A 23,729-nucleotide genomic window follows, 5' to 3' on the forward strand; every position below is an offset into this window, starting at 1 on the left:
CGCTGTTCGGCGGCATGCTGCAGGCCTGGTACCACGACTTCCGCGCCGAGCGCGGCAGCAGCCAGTACGGCGAGGAAATCGACGTCTCCTACGGCCATGCGATTCCCGGTGTGAAGGGCCTGACCGGGCTGGTGAAGTACGCTGGCTACGACGCCGACGACTTCGCCGTGGACACCGACAAGCTCTGGCTGCAACTGCAGTACAGCTACTGACGCCCAGGCGCCCGCCGCCAGAGCGCGGCGGGCATGCGGCAAACCGCTAAGGAATCCCATGTTCACACGCGTTTTCTCTTTCCTGCTGCTGGGCCTGGCCCTGCTCAGCCCGGCGGCACTGGCTGGCATCGAAGCGGCCGAGGCCATGAACCTCGCCGGTATGCAGCGCATGCTCAGCCAGCGCATCGCCAAGAATTACCTGATGATCGGCGCCGAGGTGCGCAGCGAGGTGGCGGCCGAGCAGCTGGACCAGAGCCTGTCCAGCTTCGAGGGCAACTTCCAGGCGCTGCTCGCCTACGCGCCGACCGCCGAGATGCGCGCCGCCCTGGAGCGCACCGGGCAGACCTGGCAGCGCTACCGCGAGCTGGTCCTGACCCGGCCGGACAAGGCCAGGGCCGGGCAGGTGCTGGCGCTGAGCGAGCAGCTACTGGCCGAAAGCGAGGCGGTGGTGACGCTGCTCGAACGCCACCTGAGCAGCCCGGCGTCGGCACTGGTCAACCGCAGCGGCCGGCAGCGCATGCTCAGCCAGCGCATCGCCATGCTCTACCTGGCCCTCAGCTGGCGCCTGCCGGAGGAGGGGCTGGAAGCGTCCTTCACCCAGGCCGTGGCGGAGTTCGACGAGTCCCTGGCCGCTCTGCAGGCCGCCGAGCTGAACACGCCAGTCATCGCCAAGACCTTGGAGCAGGCATCGGCCCAGTGGCGTTTCTCCCAGGCCGGCTTCCGGCTCTCGGCGGATGCCCAGTACGTGCCGACGGTAATCGCCACCACCACCGAGACCCTGCTGCAGAAGATGGTCGAGCTGACCGCGCAGTACGAAGACGCGATGCGCAGCGGCGGCTGAGCCCTGCGACAAAACGCCCCCGGCCCGTGTGCGCCCTGCCTTGACCCCGGTCAAGGTGACTGCGGCGTCGCGGCCTAGAGTGGATATCTATTTGTCAGTCCGAGGAGTTCCCATGCATCTGGTCTGTCCGGCGGGCAGCCTGCCCGCGCTCAAGGCCGCCGTTCGCGAGGGTGCCGATGCCATCTACGTCGGCTTTCGCGACAACACCAACGCGCGCCACTTCGCCGGCTTGAACCTGGACGACAAGCAGTTGGAAAGCGGCCTGCAACTGATCCGCCAACAGGGTCGCCAGCTCTATATCGCGGTCAACACCTACGCCCAGCCGGACAGCTGGGAACGCTGGCAGCGCGCGGTGGACCGCGCCGCCGATCTCGGCGTGGACGCGTTGATCGCCGCCGACCCCGGCGTGCTCGGCTACGCCAGCCGGCGCCACCCGAACCTCTGCCTGCACCTGTCGGTGCAGGGTTCGGCGACCAACGCCGCGGCACTGGCCTTCTATCAGGAGCGCTACGGCATTCGCCGCGCGGTATTGCCGCGGGTGCTGTCGCTGGCCCAGGTGCGCCAGGTGGCGGCCAGGAGCACGGTGCCGGTGGAGGTGTTCGCCTTCGGCAGCCTGTGCATCATGGCCGAAGGGCGCTGCCATCTTTCCTCCTACCTCACCGGCGAGTCGCCGAACCTCTGCGGGGTGTGCTCGCCGGCCAAGGCGGTGCGCTGGAGCGAGGAGCCGGAGGGCCTGAGCGCGCGCCTCAACGGCGTGCTGATCGACCGCTACGGCAAGGACGAGGCGGCCGGCTACCCGACCCTATGCAAGGGCCGTTTCGTTGTCGAGGGCCATCGCTATCACGCCTTGGAGGAGCCGACCAGCCTCAACACCCTGGACCTGATTCCCGAAATGGCCGCCATCGGCGTCACCGCGGTGAAGATCGAGGGGCGCCAGCGCAGCCCGGCGTATGTCGAGCAGGTCACCCGCGTCTGGCGCGCCGCGCTGGACACCTATCAGCAGGCGCCCCAGCGCTACGCCGTGCAACCGCAGTGGCGCCAGGCGCTGGACAAGCTGGCCGAGGGCAGCCAGACCACCCTCGGCGCCTATCACCGTTCCTGGCAGTGAGGAAGTGGCCATGAAACTCAGTCTTGGGCCGGTGCTGTTCTATTGGGACAGGAACCGGCTGAGCGACTTCTACGCGGAAATGTCCGGCCAGCCGCTGGATGTGATCTACCTGGGCGAGACCGTCTGCTCCAAGCGGCGCGCGCTGTCCCTCGACGACTGGCTGGGCCTGGCCCGCGAGCTGCGCGAATGCACCTCGGCCGAGCTGGTGCTGTCCGGCCTGGCGCTGGTGGAGGCGGCCTCCGAGCTATCCGCCTTGAAGCGCCTGTGCGGCAACGGCGAACTGCGGGTCGAGGCCAACGACATGGGCGCCGTGCACTACCTGGCCGAGCTGGGCGTGCCCTTTGTCGCCGGGCCTTCGCTGAACATCTACAACGGCTATGCCCTGAGCGAACTGAAGCGCGCCGGCATGTGCCGCTGGGTGCCACCGGTGGAGTGCTCCGGCACCCTGATCGAGAGCGCGCTTGACCAGTTGCGCGAGCTGGAAGGGCAACTGCCGGAGGTCGAGATCTTCGCCTATGGTCACCTGCCGCTGGCCTATTCGGCGCGCTGCTTCACCGCACGGGCGGAGAACCGGCCGAAGGACGACTGCCAGTTCTGCTGCCAGAACTACCCGGAGGGTATCCCCATGCTCAGCCAGGCCGGCGAGGCGCTGTTCACCCTCAACGGCATCCAGACGCTGTCCGCCGAGGTCAACAACCTGCTCGCCGACTACCCGTCGCTGCAAGCCTGTGGCGCCGACCTGCTGCGCCTGAGCCCGCGCGCCGAGGGCATGGCCCAGGTGGTGCAGGCGTTCGACGAGGTACGCAAGGGCGGTCTGCCGCCGCTGGCGGTGGAAGGTTGCAACGGCTATTGGCATGGCCGGCCGGGCATGCTGTGGCGTGAAGAGGTGGCGCAATGATCAAGCCTGCCGTGCTGGCTCTCGAACTGGGCGAGCGCCTGTTGCCGCTGGCGGCGCGGGTGCCGTTCCCGCTGCAGCGCCTGGCCCTGGAGCGCAGCCTCAACCGGCTGTTCGCCGAGCCCCTGGCCGACGGCGCCTTCGACATGCTGCGTGGGGGCTGGCTGCGCCTGCAGGTGCGCGACCTCGGTTTGGCCTGGTGCCTGACCTGCACCCCGGCCGGCCTGCGCATTGCCGATCGGGCGCCGGCGCAGGTCACCATCAGTGGCCGCTGGCGCGACTTCCTGCTGCTGGCCAGCCGCCAGGAAGACCCGGACACGCTGTTCTTCCGCCGCCGCCTGGTGATCGAGGGCGACACCGAACTGGGCCTGGCGGTGAAGAACCTGATCGACAGCCTCGACCCCGAACTGCTGCCGACCTGGCTGTGGCGAGGCCTGCGATGGGCCGGCGAGGGCATGGCCGAACGGCAGCGGGCCTCGGCATGAAACGATGACGTGGCCAAGGATGTAGGGGCGAATTCATTCGCCCGACGGGGTCTGGATAGGCGAATGAATTCGCCCCTACCCGGACCTCCCGAGCGCGTAGCCCGGGCTTTAGCCCGAGGATGGGCCACAAGGTCGATGCGGGGTGCGCAGCCCGGATGGCGCAATCCGGGAACCCTGCATCGCGGCTCGTCCTACGTTGCCTGGGGGCGATTTTCGTGGGGACGGTCGCTGGCGATCAGATCGACGATCTGCTCATAGAGCCCATCGATCTGCTCCACGCTGCAATCCTCGCCAAAGCGTTTGCGCACTCCGCATTGGTTGAGAGTGAGGTGAATATCGGGTGTCACGCCATGTTGCTCCAGGCAACCACGGGCGCAGTGCAGTTGGCAGCCGTCCAGCGCGAGGATCGGCCGCCCCGATTTTGCCTTGTTGACCAGCGGCGCGATTCGCCCGCCGACCCCGGCGATGCAGGACATCTCCGCCAACCCGGCGCGATCCAGGCGCAACGCCAGGGTATTGGCCAACTGGGCGACGTTGGAACAGCCGGAGCAGGAATAGACCAGCGGGAGCGTGGAGTCATACATGGCGGAGTCTCCGAGGGCAAACCGTGGCAGTAGTATTCCCCGGTACGGTCGAAGCGACTTTGACCATGGTCAAGGCGGCGGTGTGTCGCCCTGGGGACGGGCGGGGCTTGGCGGTCGCCGCTTTCCAGATCAGGTAATGGCCGCGAGTTGTCGGCTCCTGGGTACCGGCCTTCGCCGGCACGACGGGGTGGAAACGGTGGGGAGTGGGTTGTACGGGAAGTTGCCTGGATGTCCGTAGGCAGCGCTGATGCTAGTTCTTCCTACCATTCCTATAAGCCCGTCATCCCGGCGAAGGCCGGGAACTAGGCGGACCTTGAGGCAGCCGCTGTGCCTGCGACCCTCAACGGGGAAACGGTCACGAGTTGCCGGCTCCTGGGTACCGGCCTTCGCCGGTACGACGGGGTTGGGGGATGTGGATGTGTGGTTTACACGCCGAGTTGCCTGGGTGCCTGCAAGCGCGCAGATGCCTGTACTTATCCGCACGCTCATTTGCCCGTCATCCCGGCGAAGGCCGGGAACCAGGCGGACCTTGAGGCAGCCGCTGTGCCTGCGGCCCCCAACGGGAAAACGGCCGCGAGTTGCCGGCTCCTGGGTACCGGCCTTCGCCGGTACGACGGGGTTGGGGGATGTGGATGTGTGGTTTGCACGCCGAGTTGCCTAGGTGCCTGCAAGCGCGTGGGTGCCTGTTCTTATCCGTATTCTCATTTGCCCGTCATCCCGGCGAAGGCCGGGAACCAGGCGGACCTTGAGGCAACCGTTGTGCCTGTGACCCTCCACGGGAAAACGGCCGCGAGCTGCCGGCTCCTGGGTACCGGCCTTCGCCGGTACGACGGGGTGGAAATGGTGGGGAGTGGGTTGTACGGGAAGTTGCCTGGATGTCCGTAGGCAGCGCTGATGCTAGTTCTTCCTACCATTCCTATAAGCCCGTCATCCCGGCGAAGGCCGGGAACTAGGCGGACCTTGAGGCAGCCGCTGTGCCTGCGACCCTCAACGGGGAAACGGTCACGAGTTGCCGGCTCCTGGGTACCGGCCTTCGCCGGTACGACGGGGTTGGGGGATGTGGATGTGTGGTTTACACGCCGAGTTGCCTGGGTGCCTGCAAGCGCGCAGGTGCCTGTACTTATCCGCACGCTCATTTACCCGCCATCCCGGCGAAGGCCGGGATCCAAGCGGGCCTCGATGCAGCCGCTGTGCCTGCGGCCCCCAACGGGAAAACGGCCGCGAGCTGCCGGCTCCTGGGTACCGGCCTTCGCCGGTACGACGGGGGGCAGTGGAGCGTGGGTTGTACGGTGGGTTGCCTGGACGTTCGTAGGCAGTGCTGATGTCTGTTTTTCCTGTTGTTCTTATAAACCCGTCATCCCGGCGAAGGCCGGGATCCAAGCGGGCCTCGAGGCAGCCGCTGTGCCGTTGACCCTCAACGGGGAAAACGGCCGCGAGCTGCCGGCTCCTGGGTACCGGCCTTCGCCGGTACGACGGGCTGGGGCGATGGGGCGTGGGTTTAGCGGCGAGCTGCCTGGGTGCCTGCAAGCGCGCAGATGCCTGTACTTATCCGCACGCTCATTTGCCCGTCATCCCGGCGAAGGCCGGGAACCAGGCGGACCATGTGGCAGCCGTTGTGCCTGCGACCCTCAGCGGGGAAAACGGCCGCGAGCTGCCGGCTCCTGAGTACCGGCCTGCGCCGGTACGACGAGGTCGGTGGGGAATGCCCCGGATGAACAACCTACCGAGAGATCGCAGCTAGTCGCTGTAGCTGGCCAGCCTGGATGAGTCGAGCAGGCGGATGCGCCGGCGCTCCACTTCGATCAGGCCGGCGTCGGTCAGGCGGTGCAGGATGCGCGAGAAGGTTTCCGGCTGGATGCCCAGCTTGGAGGCGATCAGTCGCTTGGGTACGTCCAGCTGGATATCGCCGCTGCTGCTCTGCTTCTCCTGCAACAGGAAGCGCGCCACACGGCGGCTGGCATTGGCCAGGGTGAGGGTGTCGATCTCGTTGAGCCGCTGGTGCAGGCGGATGCTCAGGGTGGCGAGGATATCCAGGCAGATCTGCGGTTGCTGTTCCAGCAGGCGGCGGTAGTGGGCGCCGTCGATGCTGACCGCCTGGCTGTCGCGGAGGGCGGTGGCGGTCACCGGGTATTGCGGCATGCCGGTGAACAGCAGGGCCTCGGCGAACGATTGGCCGGGGCGGATCACTTCCACCAGTTTTTCCTGGCCGTCGCTGATCACCCGATGCAGCTTGATCTGCCCGTTGAGCAGGAAGTAGAAGCGCTGGGCCTTGTCGCCCTGGTGGAACAGCGGGCTGCCGGCGTCGAGACGCTTGAGCGTCGCCAGCCCGCAGATCTCCTGGAGCGCCTTCTCCGGCAAGCGGGCGAACAGGTGATGGCGACGCATCGCCATGAGGATGGATGGTTCGCTGAGCATGATGGCCTCCGTAGTGGCCATGGTAGGCCGGCGCGCGCGCAGCGCCCATTCCTCCGCCGCACTACCTCCAAAGAGGCAGGCGGCCGCCAGGCGCGCCTACAATGGCGCCATTCGACGACTTTCCGGAGGCCGGCATGATCGAACCCATCGAGCTGCACAGCCCGCGCCTGCGCCTGCGGGCCTGGCGCGACGAGGACCTGCAGCCCCTGGCCGCGCTCAGCGCGGACCCCGAGGTGATGCAGCATTTCCCCGAGCCGCTGACCCTGGTGCAAAGCGCGGCGCTGTTGGCGCAGATCCGTAGGCATTTCGCCGAGCATGGCTTCGGTGCCTGGGCCCTGGAGCGCAAGGACAGCGGCGAACTGATCGGCTTCACCGGGCTCGGCCATGTTCGTTTCGAGGCTCACTTCACTCCGGCCGTGGAGATCGCCTGGCGCCTGGCCCACGCGCACTGGGGGCAGGGCTTCGCCCGCGAGGCGGCGCTAGCCTCCCTGGCCTGTGCTTTCGAACGGCTGGAATTGCCCGAAGTGGTAGCGTTCACAGCCGTGGAGAACCTGCGCTCGCAGGCGGTGATGCGCGCCATCGGCATGCACCACGATCCGGCCGACGACTTCGACCATCCCGCGCTACCCGAGGGCCATCGACTGCGCCGCCACCTGCTCTACCGGCTGCGCCGCGAGCAGTGGCTGGAGCGCGACCATGACTGACCCGGTGCACACCTACCACCGGCTGAGCATGCACCTGCCCGAGCGCTTCGCTCCTGGGCCGGGGCGGCTGGACTGGGCAACCCAGCCGGCGCCGTTTCGCCGCTACTCCGGGGCGCGGCTGATCGAGCTCTGGCACCGCCCGCTGGAGGAGTCGCCGCTCTACGATGCGGTGTTCGCCGCGCCGCTGCCGCAACCGGCGCCGTTGAACCGCGCCAGCCTGTCGCAACTGCTCTACGACAGCCTGGCACTGTCCGCCTGGAAGGAGGCCGGCGGCAGCCGCTGGGCGCTGCGGGTCAACCCGTCGTCCGGCAACCTGCATCCCACCGAGGCTTACCTGCTGCTGCCGCCCGGTGCACTGGAGGAACGCGGTCTGCTCGGCCACTACACGGCGGACGCCCATGCCTTGGAGGTGCGCGCGGAGCTGCCCACGCCGTTGGGTGAGCAGTTACGCACGGTCCTACCGGCCGGCGGTTTCCTGCTCGGTCTGGCCAGCATCGCCTGGCGCGAGGCCTGGAAGTACGGCGAGCGCGCCTACCGCTATTGCCAGCACGACCTCGGCCACGCGCTGGCCTGCCTGGGCATCGCCGCCAGCGCCCTCGGCTGGCAGGTGCGGCTGCTGCGCGCTGTCGAGGAGGCGGCGCTGGACGGCCTGCTCGGCCTGGCTATTGATAACGAAGAGGCCGAGCACGCCGACTGCCTGTTGTGGATCGGCACGCCGCAGGCCGCCGAACCGACCCTACCACGCACGCTACTGGACGCCATCGCCGCGCTGGACAAGCAGGGTCGCCCCAACCGCCTGTCCCCCAGCCATGTGCACTGGCCCGAGCTGGCGCGCATCCAGGCCCTGTGCCGCGCTCCGGCGCTGCCCGCCCAATCGTGGCAGACCGCCGGCGGCCGTTCGGCGGACGACAACCCTGGGCTGCCGTTGCGCCCGTTGCTGCATCGCCGGCGCAGTGCCCAGTCGATGGACGGTCGCAGCGGCATCCAGGCGGAGCTGTTGCTGGCCTGGCTTCGGCGCTTGATGCCCGCGCACTCGCCGGTACCGTTCGCGGTCAGCGGCGAGCCGCCGCAGGTCGACCTGCTGCTGTTCGTCCACCGCGTGCAGGGGCTGGCCCCCGGACTCTATTGGCTGAGCCGCACCGGACTGGCGGTGGAGACGCTGCGTACCGGTCTGCGCGAGGATTTCCTGTGGCAGCGGGCGGACGATGAGCTACCCCTCTACCGCCTGCTGGAGGGCGACGCCCGCGGGCTGGCGGAATTCCTCTCCTGCGGCCAGGACATCGCCAGCGACGGTTGCCTGGCCCTGGCCATGCTGGCGCGCTTCGACGACGCCCTGGCCACTGGCGCCTGGCAGTATCCAAGGCTGTACTGGGAGTGCGGGCAGATCGGCCAACTGCTCTATCTGGAAGCGGAAGCGGCGGGACTGTCCGCCACCGGCATCGGCTGCTTTTTCGATCCGGCGGTGCATGAGTTGATCGGCTTGGCCGACAGCCGCTGGCAAAGCCTTTACCATTTCACCCTGGGCCGCGCGGTATGGGATTCGCGCCTGAGCACCCTGCCGGCCTATCCAGCGTTGCGTTTACCGACATGTGAGGAGTAGTCGAATGAGTCAAGTACTGGACGATCTGGTCGCCCTGTTGAGCCTGGAGGCGATCGAGGAGAACCTCTTTCGCGGCGTCAGCCAGGACCTGGGCTTCCGCCAACTGTTCGGCGGCCAGGTGCTCGGCCAATGCGTATCGGCCGCCAGTCAGACCGTGGAAGACGCGCGCCACGTGCATTCCTTGCATGGCTACTTCCTGCGTCCTGGCGATGCCGGTCTGCCGGTGGTCTACCAGGTCGACCGGGTGCGCGACGGCGGCAGCTTCAGCACCCGGCGGGTCACCGCGATCCAGAAGGGCAAGCCGATCTTCACCTGCAGCGCGTCCTTCCAGTTCGACGAAGAGGGCTTCGGCCACCAACTGCCGATGCCGGAGGTGGCCGGGCCGGAGAACTTCCAGTCGGAAACCGAGCTGGCGCGGCAGATCCAGGACATGATTCCCGAACGCATCCGCTCCCGAGCGATTGCCGACAAGCCGATCGAAATCCGCCCGGTGACGCGCATCAACCCGTTCGATCCCAAGCCCTGCGAGCCGGTCAAGTACGTCTGGTTCCGCGCCGACGGCACGCTGCCGGACGAGCCGCAGCTGCACAAATACCTGCTGGCCTATGCCTCGGACTTCAACCTGCTGACCACTTCGATGCAGCCCCATGGCGTATCGGTCTACCAGAAGTTCATGCAGGTCGCGAGCCTCGACCATGCATTGTGGATCCACGGCAATCTGCGCATGGACGACTGGCTGCTGTACGCCATGGATAGCCCCTGGGCCGGCAATGCCCGCGGCTTCTCCCGCGGCAGCATCTTCAACCGTGCCGGGCAATTGGTCGCCTCGGTCGCTCAGGAAGGCCTGACCCGCGTGCGTGAGGACTGGAAGTGACGCTGGCCGAGGCGCGCCACTGGGTGTTCGACATGGACGGCACCCTGACCCAGCCGCTGCACGACTTCCCGGCGATCCGCCGGGCGCTGGATATCCCCGCCGAGCACGACATCCTGCATCACCTTGCGGCATTGCCGGCCGAGCAGGCGGCGGCCAAGCACGCCTGGCTGATGCAGCATGAGCGGGAGCTGGCCCTGGCCGCGCAACCGGCGACCGGCGCCGTCGAGTTGGTGCGCGCATTGCGCGAGCGCGGCTGCCGCCTCGGCATCCTCACCCGCAATGCCTACGAGCTGGCGTTGATCACCCTGGCGGCCATCGGCCTCGGCGACTGCTTCGCCCACGACGACATCCTCGGCCGCGACGAAGCACCGCCCAAGCCCCATCCCGGCGGGCTGCTGCACCTGGCGGAGCGCTGGGGCGTGGCGCCGGCGGCGCTGGTGATGGTCGGCGACTACCGCTTCGATCTGGAGTGCGCCCGCGCCGCCGGGGCGCGCAGCGTGCTGGTCAACCTGCCGGACAACCCCTGGCCGGAACTGGCGGATTGGCATATGGGCGATTGCGCGGCGGTGTTGGCGGAGGTGGGATAAACAGGCCTAAGAGCCTGTTCAAAGTCTGCTGCGCGTCGGCCCAGCAGCGTTGAAAACAGGCTCGGAATGCTCATTTACAGCTCGTAAACTCCGCTTCCTCGCCTGTTTTCGCCTTGCATGGCTCTAGCTCGCGAGACTTTGAACAGGCTCTTAAGGAGAACGCGAACCGTCCAAGGAAGGAAGACGATGACTCACCGCAAGCCGCCATTGCACCCCGAACAACTGCTGTTTACCCGCGACCTGCGCAAGACCGCAACGGACGCCGAACAATGCCTCTGGCAGCACCTGCGCGCCCGCCGGCTGGGCGGCTGCAAGTTCCGCCGCCAGCACCCTCTGCCACCCTACGTGCTGGACTTCTATTGCCAGGAACTACGCCTGGCGGTGGAGGTGGATGGCGGGCAGCACTTCCATGGTGCTGGGCAGCTGCACGACCAGGCGCGCGATGGCTGGCTGGCGGGCAAGGGGATACGGGTGTTGCGCTTCAGCAGCCGGGAGGTGCTGGTGCAGACCCAGGCGGTGTTGGAGCGAATTCTTCAGGTGGTATCCGAGTTCCCCTCTCCCCCGGCCCCTCTCCCGGAGGGAGAGGGGAGTGATCGAGCACGGCGCTGAGGCTTCGTGCGATCAGTCCCATCTCTGAGACCAACGGCTTACACAATGCTAGACAACGACTCGGACCAGTCCCCTCTCCCCCCGGGAGAGGGCTAGGGAGAGGGGAACACCGTCCCCACCCAAGCGCTCAGCCCCCCAGCTCCGCCACCAACTCCGCTTTCGCCAGCAGTTGTACGCTACCGCCGACACGCACCTGGCCGTTGCCCGCCACGCACACATCCAGCCGGCTCGGGCGGCCGAGGAAGCGGCCCTGGTTGAGCACGAAGGGCTCGTCCGGCGCGTGCAGGCCATGCTTGACCAGGAAGGCCGCCACCGGCCCGGCGGCGCTGCCGGTGGCGACGTCCTCGATGATGCCCAGCGGGTCCCAGGTCCGCCCTTCATGGGCGTCGACATCCAGCAGGAAGACGAAGGCCGCGCCCAGCGAATCCAACTCGGCGTCCAGCTCCATCTTCTGCCTGGCCCGTGCCAGGCCGCCGGCGGTGACCGGTAGCAGCAGGTAGGGCAGGCCGGTGCTGACCACGCTGGCCGGGTAGCGCGAATCCAGGTCCTCCGCGCCGAGGGAAAACGCCTCGGCAAAGGCTTGCGCCTGCCCGGCGCTCAGCTCGGTGCCGAATTCGGCGACGCCCTGGTTCATCTCCGCATAGAAGCCGCGGCCCTGGCGGCGGCTGTTCAGTGTCACGCTCTTGCTCGCCAGGTGCAGCCGCCACTTATGCTGCTGCTCCTGGCCATACAGGTGATGCAGCAGGGCGGCGGCACCGATGATCGGATGGCCGGCGAACGGCAGTTCTTCTTCCATGGTGAAGATGCGCGCGGAGAAGTCCGTGGGAGTCGCGCCGGGCTCGAGGAAGATCGTCTCGAACTGGCGCAGTTCCTGGGTCAGTGCCTGCATGGCGGTTGCAGACAAGCCGCGGGCGTCGGGGAAGGCTGTCAGGCCGTTGCCGGTCAGCGGCCGCTCGGCGAATACATCCAGGTGCCAGTAGTGCATGGGCGGTTCCTTGCGCTCAGGGATAGTCGGCCAGTACGCGCTGGCCTTCGCGGGTGACGCCGATTACCTGATAGGCATCCTCGCGCCCGGCTACCTCCATGCCCGGCGAGCCGGCCGGCATGCCGGGCACCGCGGCACCGAGCAGGTCGGGCTGCTGGCGCAGCTTGAGGATATCGGCAGCCGGCACGTGGCCTTCGACGAACTTGCCGTCGACCACCCCGGTATGGCACGAGGCCAGGTTGTATGGCACGCCGAGGCGGGTCTTCACCGCACTCATGTTGCTTTCCACATGGTCCTTGACCAGGAAGCCATTGCTCTCCAGATGCTTGATCCAGGCCTTGCAGCAGCCGCAGTTGGGGTCGCGGTAGACATCGATGGCGATGGGCTCGGCGGCCTGGGCGAGGCCGGCACAAAGGGTGGCGAGCAGGGCGAGACGGCGCATGGTGGGGCTCCTTCGACGGACAGAGCGGCAGCATAGCGCCGCCGGCCGGCCGACCCAAGTGCAAGCCGGCAGTCGCGAACAAACCCCGGGGGTGCGGGTCTGTTGCTTGTATTTGCCCGGCGCGTCGTCTGGAGACGGTTTTATGCTTTTTGCCCGCATCGTCCTGCTGGTGCAGGCCCTGGTCATCGGCGGCCTCGGTCTGGCCTATTGGCTGTTCCCCTACGAAATGGCCAACCTCAACGGCATGCTGCTGATGGAAACCGCTTCGGTCAGCAACATGCGCGTCTACTACGGCGGCCTGCAGCTGGGGCTGGCGCTGTTCATGCTGTGGTCGATGGGTACCCGCGAGCGCCTGCGCAGCGCCCTGGTACTGCTGGTGCTGATCCAGCTCGCGCTGGCCGGTGCCCGGCTCGGCGCGCTGTGGCAGGACGGCGGCACGCTGGGCAGCTTCGACCTGTCGTCGCTGGTCTACAAGCTGCTGATGGCCGCGCTGGCGCTGCTGGCCCTGCTGCTGTTGCCCCGCGGCGAGCCGGAGCCGGTGCGGTACGACGACGCACTCGACGTCACCCACGAATACCCGGCGCCGTTGCGGCGCGCCGTAGCTGCCACCGAGCCGGCCGACGGGCAGGAGTCCGAGCCGGACCAGGCGCCTGCGCTGGGCGGCCCGCCTGCGCCCCAGGGGCGTCCGGCGAGCTAGTCCCTGGCCTTGCGGCGCTTGCGGGCATTGCCCGCGCTGCGTGGCATGTGCAGGTAGGCCATCACGCTCTCGGTGAGCTGCTCGGCAAGCTGCACCGCCTCCTTGTTGCGCGCCATCACCCCCGCCACCAGGGCTTCGACGATCGCCAGCACGGCGACGTTGGAGCTGATCAGCACCGAGTGCTCCGCCGGTGCGAACAGCGCGTGCTCGGCGACGCCGGCCAGCGGCGAAGCGGGCGAGTCGGTGATGGCGATCACCGCTGCGCCGCGCTCCTTGGCAAAGCGCGCCAGCTGGATGGTGTCCAGCGAGTAGCGCGGCAGCGAGATGGCCAGCAGCACGTCCTGTTCGGTGATGCCCACCAGCCGGTAGGCGGCGTTTTCGTTGCCGCCTTCCATGCTGATGGCGCAGGCGTCGGCGCAGTACGGCACCAGGTTGGCGGCGGCGAAGCCGGCGAGGTAGGCGCTGTTGCCGAAGCCCAGCACATAGATGCGGCGGGCGCCGAGCAACCGGCGGACTACCGCCTCGAAGGTTTCGGCGGCGTTGTGGGCGGCGGCGCCGTCGAGGTTGCTGGTGGCGATGCGGATCTGCTCGGGCAGGCCGAAGGCACCGTCGGTGCGTCGGGCCAGGTCGTCGCGGAGTTTGTCCACCGGCGAGACCATTTCCTGCAGCGTGGCCACCAGCTCGGCCTTGAGGGCGATGTAGCCGCGCAGGTTCATGACCTTGGCCAGGCGGTTGACCGCCGCCGGCGAGGTGGCGGTTTCCTGGGCCAGTTCCTCGATGGTCAGGGTCGCCGACTTCAGCGGATGCCGCAGGATGAAATCGGCCACCTTGCGCAGCGACGGCTGCAGCTCCGGCGCGATCTCCGCCAGTTGGCGCAGCACCGGTGAGGCATAGACGGTTGAGCTGTTGCTGAGGGTGGACATGGAGCGAGCGCCTGGCGAATGCGAGGAGGGAGTGTATCCGATGCTTCGCATGCGCACAGCGCCGCCATCGGCAACCGCTCTAGTCCGGGCCATTCGCCTGGAGCCCACGGAATCCGGCGCTTCGGCACGAAAAAAGCGGCTTGCCGGGCGGTTTTTCATGATATATAAAATTCCATAAAACAATTAAGTGAAAAAATATTTTCACTCATGCGACTGGCAAGGATGCACTGCCCACCTGCGGACGAGAGCCACGCCATGAACCCGTCGAAAGCCCTGCCTGCCACCCCTCGCGACTCGGCCCAGGCATTGAGCGATGTCGAACTGTTTGCCCTGGAGAAGCTCTGGCAAGGGCACGGTGTGGCGGTAACCGCACTGAAGAGCCCGGCCGCCCAGGTGCTGGAGCGGGTCGAGACGCCCACCGGCTTCTATTCGGTGATCCAGCTCGCCCGGCGTATCGACGATGCGCCGCAGCCGCTGGAGCTGACCTGGCGCTTCCGGCTCAAGCGGCTGAAGCGCTCGGGCTACTTCGTCTGCTGGATGGATGGCGAATCCCGCCTGTGCCTGGAGGCGGTGCTCAATGGCGGTTCCCGCCCGGCACGCTTCGCCGAGGAGCTGCTGGCATGAGCCGCTACGCGCTGGCCCTGCTGCTGGGCTGCTGGCTTGCCTGGCCGCTGCGGGCCGAGCCGTTGCGCGTGGCCATGGAAGGGCGCTTCCCGCCGTTCGAACAGGTCGACGAGCAGGGCAACCTGTCCGGCTTCAACGTCGATATCGCCAGGGCGCTATGCGCCAGGATGGAAGTGCAGTGCGAGCTGCAGCGCTTCGCCTGGGACGAGCTGATTCCGGCGCTGCAGCAGGGGCGGACCGAGCTGATCCTGGCGTCCATGTCGATCACCGAAGAGCGCCTGCAGCAGGTGGATTTCACCGCCAAGTACGCACAGACCCCGGCGTTCTTCTTCGCCCGCAAGGGCAGCGTGTTCGACGCCTTCCTCACCCCGCGGCGGCTCGCCGGCAAGCGCCTGGGCGTGCAGCGCGATACCACTTACGACCGCTTTCTCAGCGCCCGCTACGGGCGGCATACCGAGATCCTGCGCTTCGCCAGCGCCGAGCAGGCCTACCAGGCGCTGGCCAGCGGTGACGTCGACCTGGTGCTGGACGACTCGGTGTCGGGCTACTTCGGCTTTCTCGATTCGCCCCAGGGCCAGGGCTTCGAGCGGGTCGGCGGCCCGGTGGTGGCGCCGGCGTTCTTCGGCGGGGGCCAGGGCATCGCCGTGCGCAAGGGCGACCAGCAGCTCCGGCAGCGCCTGGACCAGGCATTGGCCGCGATTCTCGGCAACGGCGAGTACCGGCGCATCGAGCGCAAGTACTTCAAATTATTCAGCGTGTACTGACCGCTGCAGCGCATCCACAACAACAGTGCAGACCACTGCACAGCTCCGGAGAAACAACGATGAACCTGAACAAGCTATGGCGTTGCACGGTTTTGCTTCTCGCGATTTTTCCCGGCCTGGGTTTCGCGGCCGGCCCCTTGATGCTGGTCGGCGGCGGGCTCAAGGATGACAACGCGGCGATCTACCAGCGCATCGTGCAACTGGCCGGCGGCAGCGGCCAGGCGCGTATCGGCATCATCACCGCCGCCTCCATCCCGGAAAGCCAGGACCCCGACGCCGGCACCAGCAACGCGGCCAACTCCAGGGCCAACGGCGAGTATTACGCTGCCCTGCTGCGCAGCTATGGCGCCGCCGACGCGCAGTGGATTCCCATCGACCTCGACCACATCGGCAACAGCAGCAACCCGCAGGTGGTCAACCAGATCAACGGCATGACCGGCTTCTTCTTCGGCGGCGGCGACCAGTCGCGGCTGGTGCAGACCCTGCAGACCGCCACCCGCGGCGACACCCCGGCGCTCGCCGCGATCCGCGCCCGGCACGCCGCCGGCGCGATCCTCGCGGGCACCAGCGCGGGCACCGCGATCATGGTCAGCGGGCCGATGGTCACCGGCGGCGAGAGTTACGAGGCGCTGCGCTACGGCCCCTACACCAGCCCGTATGGCGACGACCTGTCCTACGATCCGGCCGGCGGCTTCGGTTTCTTCAGCCATGGCCTGCTGGACACCCACTTCAGCGAGCGCGGCCGGCAGGGGCGCATCGTGCGCCTGGCCGACTACACCCGGGTGCGCTACGCCTACGGGGTGGACGAGAACACCGGCCTGCTGGTGCGCGACAACCCCAGCATTGGCGAAGTGGAAATGGAAGTGATCGGCACCGGCGGTGTGTTCGTCTTCGATCTCGGCAACGCACAGCGCGGAACGGGCAGCAGCTGGGCGATCTACGACGTGTTCGCCAGCTACCTGACCAGCGGCGACCGCTATCGCCCGCAGAGCGGCCAGTTCGTCATCGGCAGCGGCAAGACCAGCCTGCGCGGCCGCGAATACTACAGCTCGGCGATGACCGCCACCGGCGACATCTTCAGCAGCCCGAACAACAGCGGCGCCAATGGCCGGCGCAAGCCGCGGGAGTTCGTCGTGGTGAGCACCGACCTGTTCGACAGCAAATCCGTCAGCACCCTCGGCCGCACCTACGAGCGCAACCCGCGCTACCGCGTCGACCTGATCAAGAGCAGTCAGTTCGACAGCCACGGTTACCAGGGCGTGGTCGGCGGCAAGAGCCTGATCTCCTACCTGCGCCTGCTGGTGGACATGCGCCCCAACTGAGGGGCGTATTGGCGGGATCGGTCAGCGGCGTACCAGCAGTACGCCGCTTTCCATGTGGTGGGTGTAGGGGAACTGGTCGAACAGCGCGCAACGCACAACGCGGTGCGTGTCGTGGAGTTGGGCGATGTTCGCCGCCAGGGTCTCTGGGTTGCAGGAGATATAGAGGATGCGCTCGAAGCGCCGGGTCAGCTCGCAGGTGTCCGGGTCCATGCCGGCGCGCGGCGGATCGACGAACACACTGCCGAAGTCGTAGCTCGGAAGACTGATGCCGGCCAGGCGGCGGAACGGTCGCACCTCGTTCAGTGCCTCGGTCAGTTCCTCGGCAGACAGCCGCACCAGGGTCACGTTGTCCACGCCGTTGTCGGCCAGGTTGGCCAGGGCGGCGTTCACCGAGGTCTTGCTGATCTCGGTGGCCAGTACCTTGCGCACACGGGTGGCCAGCGGCAGGGTGAAGTTGCCATTGCCGCAGTACAGCTCCAGCAGGTCGTCGTCGCGCTCGCCGAGTACATCGAAGGCCCAACCGAGCATCTTCTGGCAGACCTCGCCATTGGGCTGGGTGAAGGCGCCTTCCGGCTGGCGGTAGCGGAAGCGCCGGCCGGCCACTTCCAGCTCCTCCTCCACATAATCCTTACCGATGACGATGCGCTTGCCGCGCGAGCGACCGACGACGCTCACCTGCAGCTCGGCCGCGAGGCGCTCGGCGGCAGCCTGCCAGGCGTCATCCAGCGGGCGGTGGTAGGCGAGGGTGATCAGCGCATCGCCGCTCAGGGTGGTGAGAAACTCCACCTGGAACAGCTTGAACGACAGCGCCGCGTCGGCCTGCCAGGCGGCCTTCAGGCGTGGCATCAATTCGTTGATGCGGCGGCTGGCGATGGGGAAATCGTCGATCAGCACCGGGGTGAACTTGTCGCCCGGCTCGAACATCGCATAGTCGCGCCGCTCGCTGCCGCTCTCGCGCCACAGGCGGAACTCGGTGCGCAGGCGGTAGTGCTCGCGGGGCGAGTCGAACACCTCCGGCTCGGGGGCATCGAAGGGGGCGAGCAGCGTGCGCAGGCGCGCGGTCTTCTCGGCCAGTTGGGCGGCGTATTGGCTGGGATCGAACTGCGGACGGCTCATGGGGACTCTTGGGAAATCAGGGCGGGCCGTATCGAACGGCCCGCTTGGGCTACTGAGTGCCTGGCGCAAGGCGCCTAGCGGAAATAGTCATGGCGGTTGGCACCGTCGAAACCGGCCGTCCTTCAGGCAACAACGCTTGAAACAGCCTCCGAGAGCCGCACGGACACAGGTCGTTGCGGCCAAGTTTTTCGACGAGCACTTTATCCCCGATGGTGCGGTAGCCCTTCTTCACGCGGGTTTCCGAGGGGAAGCCCTTCCTACGCTTGCTGGTGACCTCGAATGGACACCTGTTGGGTTTGCTGGGTTTTCATGATGCACCTCCGATGCATGGGGGCCCGTTGCTACCCGGCGGGCCATTCCGGGGTCTTCTTATGCGAACCAGCCGAGCTTGATGACGAATAGCACCGACAGGATCACCAGCGCCGGGTTCAGTTCCTTCCAGCGGCCGGCCAGTACCTTCACCGCGGTCCAGGCAATGAAGCCGAAGGCGATGCCGTTGGCGATGGAGAAGGTCAGCGGCATGGCCAGGGCAGCCACCACCACCGGCGCGGCGACGGTCAGGTCGTCCCAGTCGATCTGTGCCAGGCTGCTCATCATCAGCACGGCGACGAACAGCAGCGCCGGTGCGGTGGCGTAGGCCGGCACGGCGCCGGCCAGCGGCGAGAAGAACAGGCTGAGCAGGAACAGCAGGGCCACCACGCAGGCGGTCAGGCCGGTGCGCCCGCCGGCGCTGATGCCGGCGGCCGATTCGATGTAGCTGGTGGTGGTCGAGGTGCCCAGCGCGGCGCCGGCCATGGTGGCGGTGCTGTCGGCCATCAGCGCGCGGCCCAGGCGCGGCAGCTTGCCGTCCTTGTCCAGCAGCTCGGCCTTCTGTGCCACGCCGATCAGCGTGCCGGAGGTATCGAACAGGTCGACGAAGAGGAAGGCGAAGATCACGCTGACCAGGCCGATGTCCAGTGCGCCGGGGATATCCAGCTGCAGCAGGGTCGGCATGACCGACGGCGGCATCGACACCACGTCGCCCAGGCTGGACATTCCCAGCAGGATGGAGACGCCGGTGACTGCCAGGATGCCGATCATCACCGCGCCGGTGACGCGACGGTAGGCCAGCGCGGCGATCAGGAAGAAGCCGAGGCAGGCCAGCAGTGCGCCGGCGTTGTTCAGGCTGCCGAGGGTGACCAGGGTGGCCGGGTGGTCGACCACGATACCGGCGTTCTTCAGCGCGATGATCGCCAGGAACAGGCCGATGCCGGCGGCGATACCGGAGCGCAGGGCCAGCGGGATGCTGTTGATGATCCATTCGCGGATCCTGAAGATCGACAGCGCGAAGAAGATCAGGCCGGAGAGGAACACCGCACCCAGCGCGACCTGCCAGGTGTGCCCCATGGTCAGTACCACGGTGTAGGTGAAGAAGGCGTTCAACCCCATGCCCGGCGCCAGGGCGATCGGGTAGTTGGCCAGCAGGCCCATGATCAGCGTGCCGATGGCTGCGGCCAGGCAGGTGGCGACGAACACCGCGCCCTTGTCCATGCCGGCTTCGGCGAGCATGTTCGGGTTGACGAAAAGGATGTAGGCCATGGTCAGGAAGGTGGTGAAACCGGCGATGATCTCGGTGCGCACCGTGGTGTGGTGTGCCTTGAGTTGGAAGAGCTTTTCCAGCATGGTGACTCCTCGACGGCGCGCGCAGCGCCTTTTTATAGGTTGTGGCAAGAGCAAAGCACACGCACCAAGGGTGCGCGCGATTTTTCCACCGGCTCCAAAAGGCTGCGCATGATATCAGCTTGCCGGAGGGTGGAAAATTTCTGACCAGGCGGCCAGCTTCGCACCCGGTGCCCCCTGTTGATTCCGCATAGGTGCGGCGCTGCCCGGCATTGCAAGAGCCGCGCCACCCGCCAGGAGGAAACCCGATGAACCCGCACGTCCTGCTCGCCGTCGCCGACGGCGTCGAAGATATCGAAACCATTACCCTGATCGATGTACTGCGCCGCGCCGAACTGGAAGTGGTGGTGGCCAGCATCGAAGACCGGCGCATGATCACCTGCGCCCGCGGCAGCCGGCTGACCGCCGACGCCATGCTGCTCGACGTGCTGGCCCAGGACTTCGACCTGGTGGTGCTGCCCGGCGGCATGCCCGGCGCCCAGCGCCTGGCCGACCACCAGCCGCTGGCCGAGCGCCTGCGCGAGCAGGCCGGCGCAGGCAAGTTCTTCGCCGCCATCTGCGCCTCGCCGGCGGTCGCCCTGCAAGGCTACGGCCTGCTCAGGGGACGGCGCATGACCTGCTATCCGGCGTTCAGCGACCGGCTGTCCGGCTGCACCTTCGTCGACGAACCGGTGGTGGTCGACGGCAACCTGATCACCAGCCAAGGCCCTGCCACCGCGATGGCCTTCGCCCTGACCCTGGTGGAGAAACTGGCCGGCAAGAGCAAGCGCCACGACGTGGCCAAGGCGCTGCTGTTCGAATAGGCCGCCACCCCGCCGTTCGCAGCGGGGCGCTGCGCGTCCGTGGTGAGCTTCGCTGACAATCGCTCGTCGGGCATTGAAAACCTACTCGTCGTGACGTGCTCAACGTTTGAGCCCGTACGACGGGGACGGTGCGCCGCGTCGATCAGCTGGCGAGCCAGTGGCCCAGGTAGCTGCCGCGGGCGACGATGAAGGCTCGCAAGCGCTGCGGAAAATCCGCCGACACCGCTCCGCGCACCGATGCTCGTGCAGCCAGGGCGGCGCGCCAGCGACCGACGCGAGGCAGGCCGTCGAGAATGCCCAGGCCGCCCAGCTCATCGAATACCTGCCAATAGCGCAGCGCCGGCGCGAAAGCCGCGTCCACCAGACTGAAGCGTTGTCCGGCGAAATAGTCGCCGTCGCTGAGCTGGGCTTCTACCCGCTCGAAACGCCGGCGCAGAACCTGCCGTTGCCGCTCGAACGCGTCGGGGGACTCGGCCGTGTACAGCTGCCAGATATCGGCGAGCACCGTTGAGGCGAACTCGATCCAGCTCCGGTGTCGGGCACGCTGGAAGGCATCCTCTGGGTGCAGCGGCGGTTCCAGTGTCTCTTCCAGGTATTCGGCGATCACCGCCGACTCGAAGAGCACGCCTGCGTCGGTCACCAGCAGCGGCACCTTGCCCAGTGGCGAGAGGGCGAGGAACCAGTCGGGCTTGTGGGCCAGATCGATGTCGCGGCGTTCGAACGGCACGGCCTTTTCGGCGAGCACGATGGCGGCGCGTTGCACATAGGGGCACAGTGCATGGCTGATCAGTTGCAGGGTAGGCATGCTCTGACTCCTTCAGCGTTCGAGGGCGAGCGGGCCGTCGCCAAGCAGGGCGTGCGCCAGCGATGCGGCGGCCAGGAACAGCGGGTATTCCCAACCGCCGCCGGCGTTGGAAAACACCCAGCCGTTGCCGGCATGTACCAGCAGGGCACCGAACAGCACCGGCAGCAGCGCCAGGGAAACCCAGCGGCCATGAAAGCCCAGCAGTATCAACAGGCCGCCGGCGGTCTCCGCCAGGACCAGCGGCATGGCCAGGATCGCGGGAAAACCCTGGCCATCCAGCCAGACGGCCAGGCCATCGATGCCAAACGTGAAGTACTTGAGGATCAGCCCATGGCTGATCCACATAGCCCCCAGGGCCAGGCGCAGCAGCAGACTGGCGAGGGCGGGGCGGGGTAGGACGAGTGTGTGCATGGTCAGGTCTCCAAGGGTGGATGCCTGCACTTTGCGCTTTGCAATTTCGCCTGGGTATTCGCAAAATCAGCGGAAACCCTATGCGGAAATGCAAATGGATTGGGATGACCTGCGCTACTTCCTCGCGGTCCAGCAACGCGGTTCGATCTCCGCCGCGGCCACCGTGCTGAAGGTCAATCACAGCACCGTGCTGCGGCGCCTGGCGCGGCTCGAAGGCGATCTTGGCGTCGCGCTGTTCCAGCGTCTGCCCAGCGGTTACGCCCCGACCCAGGCCGGCGAGGAGCTGGCCGCCCAGCTCGGGGGCGTCGGTGAGCAGATCGACAGCGCACAGCGACGCATGCAGGGGCAGGACCTGGCCATCGGCGGCGATATTCGCCTGACGTCCACCGACACGCTGTTCGGCAGCCTGCTGATGCTATTGTTGGTGGAATTCCAACGGCTTCACCCGCAGATCCGCCTGCAACTGGTGATGAACAATGCCTTCTCCAGTCTGACGCGCCGCGAGGCCGACATCGCTGTGCGCGGGACCAATCGGCCTCCCGAGAACCTGATCGGTCGCCCGGCCGGGCGGATCCAGACTGCACCCTACGCGGCTCGCCGCTATCTGGACGGCAAGCCGGCCGGGCTGTCCTGGGCCCAGCACGACTGGGTCGGACCGGACGAGTCGCTCGGCCATCTCGACCAGGCCCGCTGGCTGGCCAGGGAGGTGCCGGCCGAACGGGTGCTGGCGCGCATCGACAGCCTGGTGGGCATGCGTGATTGGGTGCGCCAGGGCCTGGGAGTCGGCCTGTTGCTATGTCCGTTGGCCGACCCCTGCGACGACCTGGTGCGCCTGGCCGCCCCCGATCCGGCACTGGATACGCAGATCTGGCTGCTCACCCATCCGGACCTGCGCCGCGTCGCCCGGATCAAGGCACTGACGGACTTTCTCCACGCGCGGTTGAGCCAGGATGTTCGGTTGGAGCACTGAGTCGGAGGATCAAGCCGGGGGCGTCCCGGCGCTGGTCGTCGGCTCGGTGGCGGGTCGGTGCAGGTAGTCGCGCTGCGCCAGCGTCGGAAACAGGCGCATCCATAGCCCGGTGACCACCAGCGTGCCTACCCCGCCAATCACCACTGCCGGCACGGTACCGAACCAGGCGGCGGTGACGCCGGATTCGAACTCGCCGAGCTGGTTGGAGGCGCCGATGAACAGGCCGTTCACGGCGCTGACCCGGCCGCGCATCTCGTCCGGGGTTTCCAGCTGCACGAAGGCGCCGCGGATGACCATGCTGATCATGTCCGCCGCGCCGAGGATGGCCAGCACCGCCAGGCTGAACCAGAAGCTGGTGGACAGGCCGAAGGCGATGGTCGCCACGCCGAACACGCCCACCGAGGCGAACATGATGCGCCCGACCTGGCGGTCCAGTGGGAAGCGCGCCAGCCAGAAGGACATCAGCAGCGCGCCCACCGCCGGTGCCGAGCGCAGCAGGCCGAGGCCCCAGGGGCCGGTGAGCAGGATGTCCTTGGCGAACACCGGTAGCAGCGCGGTGGCACCGCCGAGCAGCACGGCGAACATGTCCAGCGAGATGGCGCCGAAGATATCCGGTCGGCTGCGGATGAAGCGCATGCCGCCGAGCAGGCTGTGCAGGCTCGCCGGCTCTGCCTTGCGCGGCACGTGGCGGTCGGGCAGGGCGAGCATCAGTGCACAGGCCAGCACGTAGAGCACGGCGGTCGGCACATAGACCCAGAAGGCGCCGAAGGCGAACAGCAAACCGCCGAGGGCGGGCGCGGCGATGGTCGCCGCCTGCATCGCCGAGGCGGACGCTGCCACCGCGGCGGGGAACAGCGCCGCCGGCACCAGGTTCGGCAGCAGCGCCTGGGTGGTCGGCATTTCGAAGGCGCGGGCGCTGCCGAGCAGAAAGGCCAGACCGAAGATCATCTCGCGACTCACCGCATTCGCAGCGCTGCCCGCCACCAGGGCCAGGGCGATCAGCGCCTGGGCGCTCTGGCAGAGGGCGGCCACCTTGCGCCGGTCGTAGCGGTCGGCAACGTGGCCGGTGATCAGGATGAACAGCACCCGCGGCAGGAACTCCACCAGCCCGACCAGGCCGAGGTCGAGCACGCTGCCGGTCAGCTCGTACAGGTGCCAGCCGATGGCCACGGTGAGCATCTGGAAGCCGCTGGCGGTGCAGACCCGCGCCAGCCAGAAGGCCAGGAACGGACGTTGATGACGCAGAAGTAGCTTGCCGTGGGTGGACATGAGGGTCGCTGCGGAGAAAGCCCGA

General features: G+C 67.5%; 26 protein-coding genes and 1 pseudogene. 16 read left to right on the forward strand and 11 right to left on the reverse strand.

Translation table 11 applies throughout. The features are described 5' to 3' along the window. The 5 genes and pseudogenes from ACWKV7_RS19595 to ubiT form a co-directional block, all read left to right on the forward strand. Positions 1–212, forward strand: a pseudogene (locus ACWKV7_RS19595) (alginate export family protein); the annotation flags it as partial. A gap of 58 nt (positions 213–270) precedes the next feature. After that, complete coding sequence (locus ACWKV7_RS19600) at positions 271–1,053, forward strand: type IV pili methyl-accepting chemotaxis transducer N-terminal domain-containing protein (protein WP_483859380.1); 783 nt, start codon at positions 271–273, stop codon at positions 1,051–1,053. Between the two features lie 112 nt (positions 1,054–1,165). Then, entirely contained in the window at positions 1,166–2,161 is a 996-nt protein-coding gene (ubiU, locus tag ACWKV7_RS19605; RefSeq protein WP_483859381.1) for a ubiquinone anaerobic biosynthesis protein UbiU, read from the forward strand. A 10-nt stretch (positions 2,162–2,171) separates the two neighbouring features. Beyond that, positions 2,172–3,059: a U32 family peptidase gene (locus ACWKV7_RS19610; protein WP_483859382.1), complete on the forward strand. Its 888-nt coding sequence runs from the start codon at positions 2,172–2,174 to the stop codon at positions 3,057–3,059. Then, positions 3,056–3,541 (forward strand): ubiquinone anaerobic biosynthesis accessory factor UbiT, encoded by a 486-nt coding sequence (ubiT, locus tag ACWKV7_RS19615; protein ID WP_483859383.1) that lies wholly within the window; start codon positions 3,056–3,058, stop codon positions 3,539–3,541. Before ACWKV7_RS19610 ends, ubiT begins: the two co-directional genes overlap by 4 nt. Before the next feature lie 191 nt (positions 3,542–3,732). Here the strand turns inward: ubiT and ACWKV7_RS19620 are convergent, their stop codons facing one another. After that, positions 3,733–4,125, reverse strand: coding sequence for a putative zinc-binding protein (locus ACWKV7_RS19620; RefSeq protein ID WP_483859384.1), 393 nt, complete (start codon positions 4,123–4,125; stop codon positions 3,733–3,735). A 1,737-nt stretch (positions 4,126–5,862) separates the two neighbouring features. Continuing rightward, the gene (locus tag ACWKV7_RS19625) at positions 5,863–6,540 is read right to left on the reverse strand and encodes a Crp/Fnr family transcriptional regulator (RefSeq protein ID WP_483859385.1); all 678 of its coding nucleotides are present in this window, start codon (positions 6,538–6,540) and stop codon (positions 5,863–5,865) included. Positions 6,541–6,677: 137 nt separating this feature from the next. Between ACWKV7_RS19625 and ACWKV7_RS19630 the strand changes: the two genes are divergently transcribed. The 5 genes from ACWKV7_RS19630 (at position 6,678) to ACWKV7_RS19650 (ending at position 10,914) form a co-directional block, all read left to right on the forward strand. After that, on the forward strand, positions 6,678–7,244 hold the full coding sequence (locus ACWKV7_RS19630) for a GNAT family N-acetyltransferase (protein ID WP_483859470.1): 567 nt from the start codon (positions 6,678–6,680) through the stop codon (positions 7,242–7,244). Further along, a complete protein-coding gene (locus ACWKV7_RS19635; RefSeq protein ID WP_483859386.1) occupies positions 7,237–8,844 on the forward strand; it encodes a nitroreductase family protein in 1,608 nt (535 codons plus the stop codon). The genes ACWKV7_RS19630 and ACWKV7_RS19635 overlap by 8 nt, the downstream gene beginning before the upstream one ends. Before the next feature lie 4 nt (positions 8,845–8,848). Beyond that, the gene (gene tesB / locus ACWKV7_RS19640; protein WP_483859387.1) at positions 8,849–9,718 is read left to right on the forward strand and encodes an acyl-CoA thioesterase II; all 870 of its coding nucleotides are present in this window, start codon (positions 8,849–8,851) and stop codon (positions 9,716–9,718) included. Continuing rightward, a complete protein-coding gene (locus ACWKV7_RS19645) occupies positions 9,715–10,305 on the forward strand; it encodes an HAD family hydrolase (protein WP_483859388.1) in 591 nt (196 codons plus the stop codon). Before tesB ends, ACWKV7_RS19645 begins: the two co-directional genes overlap by 4 nt. A gap of 186 nt (positions 10,306–10,491) precedes the next feature. Next, on the forward strand, positions 10,492–10,914 hold the full coding sequence (locus ACWKV7_RS19650; protein WP_483859389.1) for an endonuclease domain-containing protein: 423 nt from the start codon (positions 10,492–10,494) through the stop codon (positions 10,912–10,914). A 127-nt stretch (positions 10,915–11,041) separates the two neighbouring features. Here ACWKV7_RS19650 and ACWKV7_RS19655 read toward each other — a convergent pair whose 3' ends face one another. After that, entirely contained in the window at positions 11,042–11,899 is an 858-nt protein-coding gene (locus tag ACWKV7_RS19655) for a PhzF family phenazine biosynthesis protein (protein ID WP_483859390.1), read from the reverse strand. Positions 11,900–11,915: 16 nt separating this feature from the next. Beyond that, the gene (locus ACWKV7_RS19660) at positions 11,916–12,341 is read right to left on the reverse strand and encodes a DUF411 domain-containing protein (RefSeq protein WP_483859391.1); all 426 of its coding nucleotides are present in this window, start codon (positions 12,339–12,341) and stop codon (positions 11,916–11,918) included. 142 nt (positions 12,342–12,483) lie between these two features. Here ACWKV7_RS19660 and ACWKV7_RS19665 point away from each other — a divergent pair, with 142 nt between their 5' ends. Then, on the forward strand, positions 12,484–13,038 hold the full coding sequence (locus tag ACWKV7_RS19665; RefSeq protein ID WP_483859392.1) for a DUF4345 domain-containing protein: 555 nt from the start codon (positions 12,484–12,486) through the stop codon (positions 13,036–13,038). Here the strand turns inward: ACWKV7_RS19665 and ACWKV7_RS19670 are convergent. After that, the gene (locus ACWKV7_RS19670) at positions 13,035–13,961 is read right to left on the reverse strand and encodes a MurR/RpiR family transcriptional regulator (protein ID WP_483859393.1); all 927 of its coding nucleotides are present in this window, start codon (positions 13,959–13,961) and stop codon (positions 13,035–13,037) included. The genes ACWKV7_RS19665 and ACWKV7_RS19670 overlap by 4 nt on opposite strands. Positions 13,962–14,216: 255 nt before the next feature. Here ACWKV7_RS19670 and ACWKV7_RS19675 point away from each other — a divergent pair, with 255 nt between their 5' ends. From ACWKV7_RS19675 to ACWKV7_RS19685, 3 genes are read left to right on the forward strand one after another with little or no spacing between them, the layout of a single operon-like run. After that, positions 14,217–14,585 carry a hypothetical protein gene (locus ACWKV7_RS19675; RefSeq protein WP_483859394.1) on the forward strand — a complete coding sequence of 123 codons (369 nt, stop codon included), beginning with the start codon at positions 14,217–14,219 and terminating at the stop codon, positions 14,583–14,585. Further along, complete coding sequence (locus ACWKV7_RS19680; RefSeq protein ID WP_483859395.1) at positions 14,582–15,349, forward strand: transporter substrate-binding domain-containing protein; 768 nt, start codon at positions 14,582–14,584, stop codon at positions 15,347–15,349. Before ACWKV7_RS19675 ends, ACWKV7_RS19680 begins: the two co-directional genes overlap by 4 nt. Positions 15,350–15,408: 59 nt before the next feature. After that, positions 15,409–16,671, forward strand: coding sequence for a cyanophycinase (locus ACWKV7_RS19685; protein ID WP_483859396.1), 1,263 nt, complete (start codon positions 15,409–15,411; stop codon positions 16,669–16,671). A gap of 21 nt (positions 16,672–16,692) precedes the next feature. On the opposite strand, the gene trmA is transcribed toward ACWKV7_RS19685, so the two are convergent. From trmA to ACWKV7_RS19700, 3 genes are all read right to left on the reverse strand, one after another. Continuing rightward, positions 16,693–17,787, reverse strand: coding sequence for a tRNA (uridine(54)-C5)-methyltransferase TrmA (trmA, locus tag ACWKV7_RS19690; RefSeq protein ID WP_483859397.1), 1,095 nt, complete (start codon positions 17,785–17,787; stop codon positions 16,693–16,695). A gap of 49 nt (positions 17,788–17,836) precedes the next feature. Continuing rightward, positions 17,837–18,019 carry an SEC-C metal-binding domain-containing protein gene (locus tag ACWKV7_RS19695; protein ID WP_483859398.1) on the reverse strand — a complete coding sequence of 61 codons (183 nt, stop codon included), beginning with the start codon at positions 18,017–18,019 and terminating at the stop codon, positions 17,837–17,839. Between the two features lie 137 nt (positions 18,020–18,156). Next, complete coding sequence (locus ACWKV7_RS19700) at positions 18,157–19,449, reverse strand: NCS2 family permease (protein WP_483859399.1); 1,293 nt, start codon at positions 19,447–19,449, stop codon at positions 18,157–18,159. A gap of 245 nt (positions 19,450–19,694) precedes the next feature. Between ACWKV7_RS19700 and ACWKV7_RS19705 the strand changes: the two genes are divergently transcribed. Further along, on the forward strand, positions 19,695–20,249 hold the full coding sequence (locus ACWKV7_RS19705; RefSeq protein WP_483859400.1) for a DJ-1 family glyoxalase III: 555 nt from the start codon (positions 19,695–19,697) through the stop codon (positions 20,247–20,249). A gap of 142 nt (positions 20,250–20,391) precedes the next feature. Here ACWKV7_RS19705 and ACWKV7_RS19710 read toward each other — a convergent pair whose 3' ends face one another. Together ACWKV7_RS19710 and ACWKV7_RS19715 are read right to left on the reverse strand one after the other, a co-directional pair. After that, positions 20,392–21,054, reverse strand: a complete 663-nt coding sequence (locus tag ACWKV7_RS19710; RefSeq protein WP_483859401.1) for a glutathione S-transferase family protein — start codon at positions 21,052–21,054, stop codon at positions 20,392–20,394. 12 nt (positions 21,055–21,066) lie between these two features. Then, positions 21,067–21,465: a DoxX family protein gene (locus ACWKV7_RS19715; protein WP_483859402.1), complete on the reverse strand. Its 399-nt coding sequence runs from the start codon at positions 21,463–21,465 to the stop codon at positions 21,067–21,069. Between the two features lie 94 nt (positions 21,466–21,559). Here ACWKV7_RS19715 and ACWKV7_RS19720 point away from each other — a divergent pair, with 94 nt between their 5' ends. Then, positions 21,560–22,435 carry a LysR family transcriptional regulator gene (locus ACWKV7_RS19720; protein WP_483859403.1) on the forward strand — a complete coding sequence of 292 codons (876 nt, stop codon included), beginning with the start codon at positions 21,560–21,562 and terminating at the stop codon, positions 22,433–22,435. Positions 22,436–22,444: 9 nt separating this feature from the next. Here ACWKV7_RS19720 and ACWKV7_RS19725 read toward each other — a convergent pair whose 3' ends face one another. Then, positions 22,445–23,704: an MFS transporter gene (locus ACWKV7_RS19725; RefSeq protein ID WP_483859404.1), complete on the reverse strand. Its 1,260-nt coding sequence runs from the start codon at positions 23,702–23,704 to the stop codon at positions 22,445–22,447. Positions 23,705–23,729 lie beyond the last annotated feature (25 nt).

Source organism: Zestomonas ipomoeae (assembly GCF_057128665.1).

Excerpts from the sequence above, each read along its gene's own strand:
- ACWKV7_RS19600 (WP_483859380.1), top strand. The coding sequence starts at position 271 with ATGTTCACACGCGTTTTCTCTTTCCTGCTGCTGGGCCTGGCCCTGCTC.
- ubiU (WP_483859381.1), top strand. The coding sequence starts at position 1,166 with ATGCATCTGGTCTGTCCGGCGGGCAGCCTGCCCGCGCTCAAGGCCGCC.
- ACWKV7_RS19610 (WP_483859382.1), top strand. The coding sequence starts at position 2,172 with ATGAAACTCAGTCTTGGGCCGGTGCTGTTCTATTGGGACAGGAACCGG.
- ubiT (WP_483859383.1), top strand. The coding sequence starts at position 3,056 with ATGATCAAGCCTGCCGTGCTGGCTCTCGAACTGGGCGAGCGCCTGTTG.
- ACWKV7_RS19620 (WP_483859384.1), bottom strand. The coding sequence starts at position 4,125 with ATGTATGACTCCACGCTCCCGCTGGTCTATTCCTGCTCCGGCTGTTCC.
- ACWKV7_RS19625 (WP_483859385.1), bottom strand. The coding sequence starts at position 6,540 with ATGCTCAGCGAACCATCCATCCTCATGGCGATGCGTCGCCATCACCTG.
- ACWKV7_RS19635 (WP_483859386.1), top strand. The coding sequence starts at position 7,237 with ATGACTGACCCGGTGCACACCTACCACCGGCTGAGCATGCACCTGCCC.
- tesB (WP_483859387.1), top strand. The coding sequence starts at position 8,849 with ATGAGTCAAGTACTGGACGATCTGGTCGCCCTGTTGAGCCTGGAGGCG.
- ACWKV7_RS19650 (WP_483859389.1), top strand. The coding sequence starts at position 10,492 with ATGACTCACCGCAAGCCGCCATTGCACCCCGAACAACTGCTGTTTACC.
- ACWKV7_RS19655 (WP_483859390.1), bottom strand. The coding sequence starts at position 11,899 with ATGCACTACTGGCACCTGGATGTATTCGCCGAGCGGCCGCTGACCGGC.
- ACWKV7_RS19660 (WP_483859391.1), bottom strand. The coding sequence starts at position 12,341 with ATGCGCCGTCTCGCCCTGCTCGCCACCCTTTGTGCCGGCCTCGCCCAG.
- ACWKV7_RS19665 (WP_483859392.1), top strand. The coding sequence starts at position 12,484 with ATGCTTTTTGCCCGCATCGTCCTGCTGGTGCAGGCCCTGGTCATCGGC.
- ACWKV7_RS19670 (WP_483859393.1), bottom strand. The coding sequence starts at position 13,961 with ATGTCCACCCTCAGCAACAGCTCAACCGTCTATGCCTCACCGGTGCTG.
- ACWKV7_RS19675 (WP_483859394.1), top strand. The coding sequence starts at position 14,217 with ATGAACCCGTCGAAAGCCCTGCCTGCCACCCCTCGCGACTCGGCCCAG.
- ACWKV7_RS19680 (WP_483859395.1), top strand. The coding sequence starts at position 14,582 with ATGAGCCGCTACGCGCTGGCCCTGCTGCTGGGCTGCTGGCTTGCCTGG.
- ACWKV7_RS19685 (WP_483859396.1), top strand. The coding sequence starts at position 15,409 with ATGAACCTGAACAAGCTATGGCGTTGCACGGTTTTGCTTCTCGCGATT.
- trmA (WP_483859397.1), bottom strand. The coding sequence starts at position 17,787 with ATGAGCCGTCCGCAGTTCGATCCCAGCCAATACGCCGCCCAACTGGCC.
- ACWKV7_RS19700 (WP_483859399.1), bottom strand. The coding sequence starts at position 19,449 with ATGCTGGAAAAGCTCTTCCAACTCAAGGCACACCACACCACGGTGCGC.
- ACWKV7_RS19705 (WP_483859400.1), top strand. The coding sequence starts at position 19,695 with ATGAACCCGCACGTCCTGCTCGCCGTCGCCGACGGCGTCGAAGATATC.
- ACWKV7_RS19710 (WP_483859401.1), bottom strand. The coding sequence starts at position 21,054 with ATGCCTACCCTGCAACTGATCAGCCATGCACTGTGCCCCTATGTGCAA.
- ACWKV7_RS19715 (WP_483859402.1), bottom strand. The coding sequence starts at position 21,465 with ATGCACACACTCGTCCTACCCCGCCCCGCCCTCGCCAGTCTGCTGCTG.
- ACWKV7_RS19720 (WP_483859403.1), top strand. The coding sequence starts at position 21,560 with ATGGATTGGGATGACCTGCGCTACTTCCTCGCGGTCCAGCAACGCGGT.
- ACWKV7_RS19725 (WP_483859404.1), bottom strand. The coding sequence starts at position 23,704 with ATGTCCACCCACGGCAAGCTACTTCTGCGTCATCAACGTCCGTTCCTG.